The sequence below is a fragment of the Clostridium sp. genome, assembly GCF_018372875.1.
In the GTDB taxonomy this organism is placed as follows: Bacteria; Bacillota; Clostridia; order Clostridiales; family Clostridiaceae; genus Clostridium.
Map to the genome: position 1 here is coordinate 1 of NZ_JAHAIF010000016.1, position 12,593 is coordinate 12,593.

Here is a 12,593-nt window from a genome sequence, read left to right on the forward strand (position 1 = left end):
AAGAATATTTTATCATAAATCCTAAACTCGTAGAGTTTGGGATTTATTTTTTTTACAAAAAAAGAGCTACGCACTAATTATTTAGTGCGACAGCCCCTTACTTTTTATCTCCAATTATTAACTGCTTCTAAGTAATACTCTATTAATTTAGGTCTTGAAAGCGTATTACTTAACAACTTGTCTTTATCAACTTTCTCATCTTCGCTAAAAGAAAAAAGTTTATTAAAAGTTTCATTGTTTAAAAATTTAGTTTCTACATCAACATTTATATTATCTATATCTATAGGCTTTTTGGATGCTAATTGAAATCCCCAATCACCAAATGATGGTACTTGAACATGATATGGTAAAACATAAAAATCCTCTTCCTCTAAGGTCTTATTAATACACCAAAAAGCTTTTTTAGCATAATATGGACTAGTTGACTGTACAGATATTATCCCACCATCATTTAGATGGCTTCCAACAAGTCTATAAAAAACATTAGTATAAAGCTTATTTAAATTTTCATCATTAGGGTCTGGCAGATCTATTAATATTACATCAAATAATTCATTACTGTCCTGAAGATATTTAAATGCATCATTGTATACAATATTTAATTTACTACTAGTTAATGCACCCTTGTTTATATCTACTATGTTCTTATTAGTTCTACATAATTCAACCATATCTTCATCTAAATCAACTAGTGTTATATTTTCAACATCTTCATATTTAAGTACTTCCCTAACAGCAAGCCCATCACCACCACCAAGAATCAATATATTATTCTTGTTATTTGATACAGACATAGGAACATGAACTAAACTTTCATGATACCTATATTCATCAGAACTTGAAAATTGAATATTTCCATTAATAAATAATCTTAAGTCATCCTTATGTTTAGTAACTACTATATTCTGATAAGGTGTTTGCTCTTTTAATATTATTCTATCCCTGTATAGCTTACTTTCTATATTATTCGCTATATTCTCAGAAAAGATTGTACCTAAAAGCATTAATAATAAAGCTAATGCAGCGCTTATCTTGAATAAATTAATATTCTTTATATAATTTTTGTACTTAAAAATTATAATAATTGAAATTACTATATTTAATGTTCCTGTTAAAAATGCTGTGGCAAAGTATCCAAACTTAGGTAAAAGAACTAATGGAAAAGCTATGGAACCTATTAATCCTCCAATATAATCAAAACTAAATATACTTGATAATGTTACTCTTAAATTCTTTGTATTATCCTCAATTATCCTAGTTAGTAAAGGTATTTCTAGGCCTACAAGAGTTCCTATTAATATAATTTGTATATACATAACAAGTTCATAAGATTCTATATATACATTAGATAAAAATAGTATCAATGAACTTATTCCTCCAAATATCCCAACGCCTAACTCCACAAGCACAAACCAATCAAACAAGTGCTTTCTAATAAACTTAGATAAGTATGAGCCCACTCCCATTGCACACATATATAATCCAATAGTTATTGAAAATTGCTTAATGCTATCTCCAACTAAATATGAACTTACTGAACTAATTAAAACTTCATATATTATAGAACAACCTGATATTATCAATGTTGTCATCATCAGTATCTTATAATTAAATTTCTTATCCTCTTCCATTTAAATCACCAACAAATAAAAAGTGTGATTTTATCACACTTAATATATTACTCCACTAATTAATAATGCTAATCCTATAAACATTCCCATAACCATTATTCCTGCAGCAGGATTCCCCTCACCTATCTCCTTATTTAAATCATACTTTTTATTGAATACCTTCATAAACAAATACCCAATAATACAAAATATAATTCCTATAAAGAAATATAACACTGTACTTCCTATCCCCTCTAGAAATGTTTGTGTCGTATTAGATATACTTGGAGACATTACAGCTGCCCTTAATATTATTCCAACTGCAATAGATGCCCCTGCCATAATATATCCTACTGCTAAGTTTCTTTTCTTTATCTCTACAGGAAAATCACATGGTATTACTAAATCTACCAAAAAAGTTCCTAATGTCATTAAGACTATACCTATACATGAATAAAAAATTGTTATTAAAATATCTTGCATTATATATCCCCCTTTTTACTTTCCTGAACTTGTTCCCCCACCTGACGTAGGTCTAGAACTTGTGCTACTTTGCCTTACACTCTCTGAATAATTTTTATATTTATCATTAGTATTTGGATTAATTGTTCCATCATCATAGTTTTCATAACTTGTTGTCTTTTTATTATACCTTGTCCTATCTGTATTGTATCCTCTGGAATAATAATATCTTCTATAATAAGCTGCAGAACTATGCCTTGCTCTATATGGAGCATTACTGGTTGTATAAGAATATAACCTTGAGCTTACTTGAACTAATGTTTCATTAGATTCACTAAAATAGACTAAGCAATATTCATCTTTAGTTAATATTGCCACAGTACCATCCTCTGTATTCTCCTGAACATCCTCTACATCCCCTTCTATTCCATCTATTATATCTTTTGATGCACTGTCTACAGTGAAGCTTGTTTTATAAACATCAGCCCTCTCATCACTTTCAACTTCTGATGTTATAGAAGTGCTATATTCATAGTTAACACTTGTCTTTAAATATTCTAATATTTTTTTCGAATCACTTCCTCTCATTAATGCAAAAAGACCTCCCAAAGATATAAGTATAAAAAAAACTACAGCTCCAACCAAAAAAATTGATGACTTATTATTTCTTAACTTATCTGAAAAATCTGTACCATTAGTATAGCCATCTCCATCATATGTTGTTGTGTATTCTCTAGCAATCTCATCTTTATCTAAATAATATCCTGTTGAATACTCCTTATCTCCATCCCAATCTTCAATAGAAATAATTTTTTCTTCTGTTATATCCTCAAACTCCCTATAACTTACCTTATCTCCAACCTGTGTGTCAGCTACTCCTTCCACATAAGTTACCTCAGCTGTGCCATAATCAGCCTCTTTATATCCCTTTTTCAGTATTTCATCATCACTAAATCCCCTAGAACTATTTTTTTCAGTATATAGTGCATATTCATCATAAGTTTCGTCAACACTTAGCCAATTTATGTCTTTTGTATTAACACATATTACTTTATACTCTGTCCATTTATAATTATCAGCATAATTTATAAATGATATTTTTCCTAATACTGAATATAAGATTCCCTCAATCTTTATTTTAGAATTAATATCAAAGTTCATTTTTTACCCCCAAAAACTAAAAACTTAATTTATTTGAATTATATAAACCAAAACTTTTTATATATATTTTTTTCACCTCTTCAGTAGCATCATAAACTCCAGTATTAGCATCATATTCACTACTGCTTATCTGTATTAATACTTCTCCTAATGTACTAGTGTAAATAATACAAATTTCTTTATCATTCATAAGTACTATAGTGCCAGTTTCTATGTCTTTGGTTTTATAGTTTACACTGGCATTATTTAATATTATATTTTTTGTTCTTTCTAATGTCTCTGATGACCTATATACATTAGCTAAGTTATTACCATCACTCAAAGATGTTTTATAGGTAAAATTTTCATCAAATCTAACCACGTTATCAAGGGTATCTCCCTTCGTTACTCCAATAAATTTGATTCCTAAGAATACTAAAATAAGTACTAGGCAAATAGTAAAGATAGAATATGAAGTTTTTCTAAATCTTTCTTCATCAGAGTTTTCTACAACATTTAATTCATATATATTATCATACATTCCATCTTCATCTTTTAACCCATCAAAATCTGCTTTTACACTATTAGTTGATGCACTTATTCTATTTTCATTTATAAATTCCCCTATTGAATATTCTTCTTCATCATTCCATTCTTTATATTCTATAACCTTTCCTATAAATTCATTTTGAAACCTTCTATACTTTATTTCATCTCCATTACTCCTATTAGAAAGTCCTGTATTAATCACTACTTCTGCAGTTCCTGAACTATATACAATAAAATTATTACTAAATAATTCATTAGGATCAATTTCCCTAAAAAACTCTCTATTTTGAAATAATATGTATTCTCTATAATCCTCATTTACTTCTAGCCAACATACTTTATTATTATTTAAATCTTCCAATATATATTCTGCCCACTTTTCTTTAGTATTCATATTAGAAAATGTCGTTACCCCAATAACTCTATAATTATCATCATCAATTTTTAACTTAGAATTAGTCCTAAAGAACACCTCACTCACCCTCCTATATTTTACCACAAAGAACAATAAGCATACAAAAAAGAGTAATGAATCCAATCTTTGTTCACTACTCTTTTTATACTCTAGTTATTACTTAAGTATGCCAACTACCTTTATACCTCTCATAGACTCTAAATTATTGGAATGACATGAATAGAATTGCTCTGTTAAATCCTTTCCGGCTTGCACTCCAAAATGATTACCACTCCTCCAAAAAGAACTTTCAGTAACATCATATATAGTTCCATCCACAGCTACATATGCACTATTACCATTCTTTCCATCAAACCCTTCTAGCTCTTCTAGGGTAAATTCTTTACCTGATCTATATCCAGTTACTTCTTCATTATTTTCAGATTCATTAGAATCCTTAATAATTAACTCAATGTCATCTATAATATCTTTTATTTCTTCTATTATAGCTTCTCTGTCCTCTTAACTTCTGGACACTAATACCCCCTTTAAGTAATTTAGTCTATTAAACTTCTTTAATAACAATTTTTCTTGGTTCATATATTCCTCCAAAATCATAATCTATAATAATGTATGATAGATAAGTTGCATTTGTTAGAAAAGTATTGTAAAATCTAGTTATTATATTTTATTAACTGTGACGAGAAGAGTAATCTTAGGAAGTAGTCTTAGCGAATAAGGGATGGTGTAAGCCTTATACGAAGCCTAATGATGAAGAACATCTCTGAGTTTCTAACCGAAAGTTTTATAACAAGTAGACTTAGACGTAGCCAACACGTTACCGTTGGAAGACATTATATAGTGTCTATTAAGGTGGCTATTTATAGCAAATTAGGTGGTACCGCGAATTTTACTTTCGTCCTGATAATAGGATGAAAGTTTTTTTATTTTTAGGATAAAATAACTATTAATATTAACAGGAGGTATGAAATGAATAAATCAACATTAGTAAAATCACTTTACAGAAACACAAGTGAATATTTATCAAAAGACATTACAATTTCAGGATGGATTAGAACTTTAAGAGCTTCAAATGCTTTTGGTTTTATAGAAGTTAACGATGGGTCATTCTTCAAAAACATTCAAGTAGTTTTTGATAACAAACTAGAAAACTTTAAAGAAGTTTCTAAGTTACCTATTAGTTCATCAATAACAGTTATAGGTACTCTAGTTGAAACTCCTGAAGCTAAACAACCATTTGAAATTCAAGCAAAGGAAGTTATTATTGAAGGTTTATCAGACTCTGATTACCCACTACAAAAGAAAAGACACACTTTTGAGTATTTAAGAACAATAGCTCACTTAAGACCAAGAAGTAACGCTTTTTCAGCAGTATTTAGAGTTCGTTCAGTTGCGGCTTATGCTATTCATAAGTTCTTCCAAGAACAAGGCTTTGTTTACACTAATACTCCAATATTAACAGGTAGTGACTGTGAAGGTGCTGGTGAAATGTTTAGAGTAACTACTCTTGACTTACACAACATCCCAAAAACTGAAGAAGGTGCTATAGACTTTAGGGAAGATTTCTTTGGTAAAGAAACTAACCTTACAGTTTCAGGACAATTAAATGCTGAAACTTTTGCACTTGCATTTAGAAATGTTTATACTTTTGGTCCTACATTTAGAGCTGAAAATTCAAACACAGCAAGACATGCTGCTGAATTCTGGATGGTAGAACCTGAAATAGCTTTTGCAGATTTACAAGATGATATGGAACTTGCAGAAGATATGTTAAAGTATGTAATCAAGTATGTTATGGATGAATGTCCAGAAGAAATGGCATTCTTCAATCAATTTGTTGATAAGGGATTATTAGAAAGACTTAACCATGTAGTTTCTTCAGATTTCGGTAAAGTTACTTATACAGAAGCTGTTGAAATATTAAAGAACTGCGGTAAAGCTTTTGAATATGACGTAGAATGGGGTATAGACCTTCAAACTGAACATGAAAGATATTTAACTGAAGAATACTTTAAGAAGCCAGTATTCGTTACTGATTACCCTAAGGACATTAAAGCATTCTATATGAGATTAAATGATGATGGAAAAACTGTTGCAGCAACTGACTGTTTAGTTCCTGGAATAGGTGAAATCATTGGAGGAAGTCAAAGAGAAGAAAGACTTGATGTATTAAAAAGCAGAATGGCTGAATTAGGTCTTAAAGAAGAAGATTACTGGTGGTATTTAGAACTTAGAAAATACGGAGAAACTAAACACGCTGGTTTTGGTCTTGGATTTGAAAGACTAATAATGTACATCACTGGTATGAGCAATATAAGAGACGTTATACCATTCCCTAGAACTACAGGACAATCTGATTTCTAATATATTAAAGGGTGCAATTTTGCACCTTTTTTATTTTTATCCACATGTAATATAAAAACACCTGTTAATAACCAATCAACAGGTGTTAATAAATTTATTACTTAACTTCTTTCCAAAGGCTCGCTGCACTCATTGGAGTCCAATCTTCCTGTGAAGTATGACCTTGCAAACACTTATACCTCTTATCGTTATACTTTACATTGTCACCTTCACTATATTCTACAGAATCTCCAGACCATTCAACTATACTACTATCTGACAAAGCAGCTGATGCAGCTAAACTATCATCTACCTTAACAGCTAATTCCTTTGTAACAGTATTTCCTTCATCGTCTTTAACTGTAAGTACATATTCATACTCACCCTTTACCTTGTTTGACATTATGTTTTCTTTTAACCCTTCATCAACATCCTCTTTAGAAGATACTAACTGACCATTTTCTGTTAGTGTATAGTCTACAGATTTTACTCCCTCACATAATTCTACTACAACTACATAATTTCCATCTTCACTTACTTCTTTATCCGCAGATATATTTACCTTATCTTCTGTAAGTGTACTTTTATCCCCACATCCTACTAATGCTAATGATAATCCCACTAGCATCATACTTATTACTTTCTTTTTCATCGACCACTCTCTCCTCTCTAGTACTATTCCTTTATCATTCCCAAATTACTACCTGATTTCTCTTTAAGCTCTCTTTAACATCTATAATTCTTTGATTTGAAGACCCCTTAAACAATAACCCTTCCTCTTTTTTATCTTGCTGAAATTCTCCATCAACTAGTACATCTAAAGTATTAATTAACCTTTTCCATTCAGGTTTTTCATTAAAATGACTTACTATGAACTCATAGGTATATCCTGTATAGCTCCATATATTTAGACCACTCTTCTTAAAAGCTTCACCCATATATGCAAATTCTTGTGCTCTTTCAAAAGGATCCCCACCACTAAATGTAACACCTTTTATCATTGGATTACTTAGAACATCCTTTATTAATTCATCCATGTCTTTTTCTTCTCCACCATCAAAACTATGGGTATCAGGATTGAAACATCCCTTACAATTATGCTTACATCCTTGGGAAAAGAATACTCTCCTCATTCCAGGTCCATTTACCAAACTTTCATATGCTATCCCAGCTAATCTTATGGTATTGCCCACTGAAACCCCTTCTCTCTATAGATATTTCTACATATATTATATCACCAATTATAATCATACAATATCTATTTATATAAATACCCTTCTAGCCAATCTATAAATTGTGTAGCAGATCTTGGTGACCTACCATTATGCCACTTTTCCCACTTTAGGGCTTCTCTATGAACATATTCCTTATCTACATCTAACCCTCTAAGTTCTACTAAACCATCTATAATCTTTAAAAACTCTTTTTGATCAGGAGTAAAGAAACTAATGGTAATACCAAACCTGTCTGATAGAGATAACTTTTCTTCCATCGTATCCTTTGAGTTTATCTCTTCCCTATCCGCGAACTTTTCAACAATTAAATGTCTTCTATTAGTTGTAGCATAAATTATTATATTATCAGGTTTATTTTCCACTCTTCCTTCTAATATTGTCTTTAAAGCAGAGTAACTATCTTCATTTTCATCAAAAACTAAATCATCAACAAAAATAATAAATTTTTGCTTCTTATCTTTTAACAATCTAATGATTCTAGTAAAATCTCTTAATTGATCTTTATCAACTTCTATTAACCTTAATCCATCCATATAAAATTCGTTAAGTACAGCTTTTACTGTGGATGATTTTCCTGTTCCTCTTGCTCCATATAATAATAAATTATTGGCAGGAAGACCCTTCAAAAAACTCTTTGTATTATCTATTATTTCCTTCTTTTGAGTTTCATAACCTATTAAATCAGATATATTTATTGGATCAGGCTCTAAAACTTCTCTTAAGTGCCCTTCATTATCATCATTAAATCTTTCCCAAACAAAGGCTTTATAAGCTGTGCTTCTTCCTGTTCCATTCTTTATATGAAAATTCTTTATCTTATCTATTTTATTGCCCCAATTATTTTCACACATCAGAATATACTTTAATCTTTCTATATCCATTTCTGTTTTTGCTATGTACTTATCTTCATTTAAATTCCATCCTATAAGGGAATTTATAGTATTTACTGAATTAAATTTATTTAACAATATACTCTTAATATCATGGCTAGTAACATTTGCTATTTCACATAACAAGTTTAATTCATTAAATATGCCCTCTTCAGTAAAACTAGGTATCTCTCCAAAATCACTTAAAGATTGATTAAATGGGTTTGAGCTTAATAGCATTTCATCTATTATAACTTCCTTAAATGATAATATTCTATTAACCTTAAATAACTCAAATGTAAATTCATTATATGCCTTTACACACTCCTCAATCTTAGAGTTATGGCACAACTTATCAACAAGCTTTCTAAATTTATCCCCAACTTTCTCTTCAAATAACCCCTTATACACACAAAGAGAATTTAAATTTAATTTAATAATTTCTTCCTTATTCATTTTTAGCCCCATCCTTCTATATTTTGTATATAATTCTATTTTATCACAACAAAAAAAGAAGGAAATCTTACATACGTAGAATTCCTTCTAATCTTTTATAAAACTAGTTTTTTGTACAATACTCTTCTATAGCGTTAGCAACAATTTTTGCATTTGCTACAGCTTCAACAACAGTTTTAGCTCCAGTTACTACATCTCCTGATCCAAATACACCATCCCTAGTTGTATGTCCTTGTTCATCAGTTACTAATAGTCCCCATTTATTTGTTTCTAAGCGTTCTGTATGAGAAACTATATTATTCTTAGGAGCTTGACTTACAGCTATTATTGTAGAGTCACACTCAAAAAATTCCTCTTCATCTTCCAATATCTTAGTTTGCACTCTTCCATCTTCACCTTTAATATTTTCAGTTCTAACTAATTTAACTCCTTCTTCAGTTATTTCTAAAGGAGCTACAAAATGTTTAAACTTAATATCATCTTCTTTAGCTTCTCTTATTTCATCACCTGTTGCTGGCATATCCTCTTCACCTTTTCTATAAAGGATATATACTTCATCAGCACCATTTCTTTTGGCAACTCTAGCAGCATCCATAGCTACATTTCCTGCCCCTATTACAGCTACTCTTTTTCCTAACCTATATACATTAGGAGACTTTAAATAATCTATTGCATAATGAACATTTCCTAATGTTTCACCTTTTATATTTAAAGTTTTTGGGTTCCATACTCCTGTCCCAATAAATATAGCTTTATATCCATCACTAAATAGTTTATCAATAGTTATAACAGGACCAATTAAAGTATTGGGTCTTATTACAACACCTGAATCTAAAAGTCTCTCTTCAATTTTATCTATCATTTTATTGGGCAATCTATATTCAGGAATTCCATACCTTAAAACTCCACCAATCTTTTCATGAGCATCAAATAAAGTTACTTTATATCCTTTTTGCGAAAGTATAAATGCTATTGTTATTCCAGCAGGACCTCCACCAACTATAGCAACTCTATCTTTTGTCTTAGGAGTATTTTTTATCTCCATTTCTTCTAAATATTTAGTAGAAATCTCTGTTTCTATATCATGAAATCTTACCGGTTCATCTTTAATACCTTTTATACAATATCCTCTACACTGATCTTCATGAGGACATACTATTGAACATACTAAAGATAATGGATTATTTTTAAATAGAACTTCTCCTGCTTCCTTTAACTTCCCTTCCTTATAAAGCCCTATTACTTCTGGAATTGGTGTGCTTATAGGACAATGTTGCTTACATCTTGGATTCTTGCAAGACAAGCATCTATTTGCCTCATCTAAATATAACATTTCTCTTGTACCTCTCTTCACTCTTATCTAATAGTTTGTTATTTCATCATATATAATATTACAAGTAAAAACAAGAAGTATTATTTTTTTAATTTATCTTTTTCTTCCTCTTTCTGCTTCCAGTTGAGCTTGTTTCTCCGTTAATTATATAAAAAATCCCACCTCCATAGATAGATGAATTTAATTATTTCATCTGTCTACTTAAGTGGGATTATATCAATGGTCCTTAAAAATTATACTAAATATTATTTTTTACGTAATTAAGCCTTCCGCCTACATTAATTACATCAATTTCTTTTTCTGTTAAATTAACTGTAACTTCGAATTCTGTTCCCTTAGTAACGTTTTTAACCTTAATAGTTCCAACCTCTAAAGAGTGCTTTATATTATCAATAACTAAATCATCAACTAAATCTATGTTATAATAATCTCTTTCTTCTTTAAATTCCATAGGAATTATACCATTATTAATCAAGTTAGCTTTATGAATTCTAGCAAATGATTTAGCAATTACAGCCTTTACCCCAAGGTATAGTGGTGCTAATGCAGCATGTTCTCTAGAAGAACCTTGTCCATAGTTATCACCTGCAATTATGAAACCACCATTATATTCCTTAGCTCTCTTAGGGAACTCTGTATCTACTGTATTAAAACAGAATTCTGAAAGATATGGAATATTAGATCTAAATGGAAGAAGTTTTGCATTTGAAGGCATTATATGATCTGTTGTTATATTATCCTCAACCTTTATTAACACCTTACCTTCAACACTATCCCCTAATTGCTTATTTACTGGAAATGGTTTTATATTCGGTCCTCTTACAACATCAACCTCTGCATTTGTTGGTGCAGGCGCTAATATCATTGAATCATCTATTAAAAATCTTTCAGGCATATCTATTGTCAAATCTACATCTAATTCAGTTGGATCTGTTAAAACTCCTGTTATTGCAGATACTGCCGCTGTTTCAGGACTTACTAGAAATATCTTAGCAGATAGGGTTCCACTTCTACCATAGAAGTTTCTATTAAAAGTTCTTAAAGAAACTGCATTTGTTGATGGTGCTTGTCCCATACCTATGCAAGGTCCACAAGAGTTTTCTAATATTCTTGCACCTGCACTAATAATATCAGCTAATGCTCCATTTCTAGCTATCATCTCCATAACTTGTCTTGATCCAGGCGCTATTACCAAACTTACATTAGGATTAACCTTTCTTCCCTTTAGTATTTTAGCAACCTTCATTAGATCTTCATATGAGGAATTTGTGCAGCTACCAATTGCTACTTGGTCCACTTTTATCTTTCCAAACTCTTTTACTTCCTTAACATTATCTGGACTATGAGGACCTGCAGCTAGTGGCACTAATTCATCTAAATTTATAGTTATTTCATCGTCATATAATGCATCCGCATCAGGTTTGAATTCTATCCAATCTTCTTCTCTTCCCTGAGCCTTAAAAAACTCTAAAGTTCTTTCATCACTTGGGAAAATAGAAGTTGTTGCTCCTAATTCAGCTCCCATATTTGTTATAGTAGCTCTTTGTGGAACTGATAGTGACTTAACACCTTCACCAGCATATTCAAATACCTTTCCAACACCACCTTTTACAGTTAACTTTCTTAATACTTCTAATATTATATCCTTAGATGCTACCATCTTATTTAATTTACCTTCCAGGTTAACCTTAACTACTTTAGGAGTATTTATATTATAAGCTCCTCCCCCCATAGCTAAAGCAACATCTAATCCACCAGCCCCCATAGCTAGCATACCAACTCCACCTGCTGTTGGAGTATGGCTGTCAGATCCAATTAACGTCTCTGATGGTGTTGAAAATCTTTCTAAAAATACTTGATGACATATTCCATTACCTGGCTTAGAAAAATACACACCATATTTTGAAGCTACTGTTTGTATAAACTTGTGATCATCAGCATTTTCAAATCCTTGTTGTAACATATTATGATCTACAAATGCTACTGACCTTTTAGTTTTTACTCTATCAATCCCCATTGCTTCTAGTTGTAAATATGCCATTGTTCCTGTTGAATCTTGAGTTAAAGTTTGATCTATTTTAATTGCTATTGGTTCTCCTGCCTTTAATTCACCTTCAACAATATGGCTTTTTAATATTTTATATACTAAATTATCGCCCATCTTCATTCCCCCTTAGTGCT

General features: G+C 30.7%; 11 protein-coding genes and 1 other annotated feature. Of the genes, 1 reads left to right on the plus strand and 10 read right to left on the minus strand.

Annotation, left to right across the window (positions count from 1 at the left end; genetic code table 11):
- Window positions 1–104: 104 nt before the first annotated feature.
- The 5 genes from KIB46_RS07030 to KIB46_RS07050 form a co-directional block, all read right to left on the minus strand.
- Complete coding sequence (locus tag KIB46_RS07030; RefSeq protein WP_156562788.1) at window positions 105–1,631, minus strand: polyamine aminopropyltransferase; 1,527 nt, start codon at window positions 1,629–1,631, stop codon at window positions 105–107.
- 39 nt (window positions 1,632–1,670) lie between these two features.
- Window positions 1,671–2,093, minus strand: coding sequence for a DUF350 domain-containing protein (locus KIB46_RS07035; protein WP_156562785.1), 423 nt, complete (start codon window positions 2,091–2,093; stop codon window positions 1,671–1,673).
- A gap of 15 nt (window positions 2,094–2,108) precedes the next feature.
- Window positions 2,109–3,233, minus strand: a complete 1,125-nt coding sequence (locus KIB46_RS07040) for a DUF4178 domain-containing protein (RefSeq protein WP_291671278.1) — start codon at window positions 3,231–3,233, stop codon at window positions 2,109–2,111.
- A gap of 16 nt (window positions 3,234–3,249) precedes the next feature.
- A complete protein-coding gene (locus KIB46_RS07045) occupies window positions 3,250–4,233 on the minus strand; it encodes a DUF4178 domain-containing protein (protein WP_291671279.1) in 984 nt (327 codons plus the stop codon).
- Window positions 4,234–4,332: 99 nt separating this feature from the next.
- A complete protein-coding gene (locus tag KIB46_RS07050) occupies window positions 4,333–4,662 on the minus strand; it encodes a cytochrome b5 domain-containing protein (protein ID WP_363290361.1) in 330 nt (109 codons plus the stop codon).
- A 181-nt stretch (window positions 4,663–4,843) separates the two neighbouring features.
- Window positions 4,844–5,082: a binding site (T-box leader), on the plus strand.
- Window positions 5,083–5,145: 63 nt separating this feature from the next.
- On the opposite strand from KIB46_RS07050, the gene asnS reads away from it, so the two are divergent.
- On the plus strand, window positions 5,146–6,540 hold the full coding sequence (gene asnS / locus KIB46_RS07055) for an asparagine--tRNA ligase (RefSeq protein ID WP_291671280.1): 1,395 nt from the start codon (window positions 5,146–5,148) through the stop codon (window positions 6,538–6,540).
- Window positions 6,541–6,637: 97 nt separating this feature from the next.
- On the opposite strand, the gene KIB46_RS07060 is transcribed toward asnS, so the two are convergent.
- The 5 genes from KIB46_RS07060 to KIB46_RS07080 form a co-directional block, all read right to left on the minus strand.
- Window positions 6,638–7,171: a carbohydrate-binding protein gene (locus KIB46_RS07060; protein WP_156562774.1), complete on the minus strand. Its 534-nt coding sequence runs from the start codon at window positions 7,169–7,171 to the stop codon at window positions 6,638–6,640.
- Between the two features lie 34 nt (window positions 7,172–7,205).
- Window positions 7,206–7,712: an anaerobic ribonucleoside-triphosphate reductase activating protein gene (gene nrdG, locus KIB46_RS07065; protein ID WP_156562773.1), complete on the minus strand. Its 507-nt coding sequence runs from the start codon at window positions 7,710–7,712 to the stop codon at window positions 7,206–7,208.
- Between the two features lie 65 nt (window positions 7,713–7,777).
- Window positions 7,778–9,079 (minus strand): ATP-binding protein, encoded by a 1,302-nt coding sequence (locus KIB46_RS07070; protein ID WP_291671281.1) that lies wholly within the window; start codon window positions 9,077–9,079, stop codon window positions 7,778–7,780.
- A 103-nt stretch (window positions 9,080–9,182) separates the two neighbouring features.
- Window positions 9,183–10,433 (minus strand): NAD(P)-dependent oxidoreductase, encoded by a 1,251-nt coding sequence (locus KIB46_RS07075; protein WP_291671282.1) that lies wholly within the window; start codon window positions 10,431–10,433, stop codon window positions 9,183–9,185.
- A 217-nt stretch (window positions 10,434–10,650) separates the two neighbouring features.
- The gene (locus tag KIB46_RS07080) at window positions 10,651–12,573 is read right to left on the minus strand and encodes an aconitate hydratase (protein ID WP_291671283.1); all 1,923 of its coding nucleotides are present in this window, start codon (window positions 12,571–12,573) and stop codon (window positions 10,651–10,653) included.
- Window positions 12,574–12,593 lie beyond the last annotated feature (20 nt).

What these genes read in the sequence shown, in the direction of transcription:
- KIB46_RS07030 (WP_156562788.1), bottom strand. Translation starts at nt 1,631, where the DNA reads ATGGAAGAGGATAAGAAATTTAATTATAAGATACTGATGATGACAACA.
- KIB46_RS07035 (WP_156562785.1), bottom strand. Translation starts at nt 2,093, where the DNA reads ATGCAAGATATTTTAATAACAATTTTTTATTCATGTATAGGTATAGTC.
- KIB46_RS07040 (WP_291671278.1), bottom strand. Translation starts at nt 3,233, where the DNA reads ATGAACTTTGATATTAATTCTAAAATAAAGATTGAGGGAATCTTATAT.
- asnS (WP_291671280.1), top strand. Translation starts at nt 5,146, where the DNA reads ATGAATAAATCAACATTAGTAAAATCACTTTACAGAAACACAAGTGAA.
- KIB46_RS07060 (WP_156562774.1), bottom strand. Translation starts at nt 7,171, where the DNA reads ATGAAAAAGAAAGTAATAAGTATGATGCTAGTGGGATTATCATTAGCA.
- KIB46_RS07070 (WP_291671281.1), bottom strand. Translation starts at nt 9,079, where the DNA reads ATGAATAAGGAAGAAATTATTAAATTAAATTTAAATTCTCTTTGTGTG.
- KIB46_RS07080 (WP_291671283.1), bottom strand. Translation starts at nt 12,573, where the DNA reads ATGGGCGATAATTTAGTATATAAAATATTAAAAAGCCATATTGTTGAA.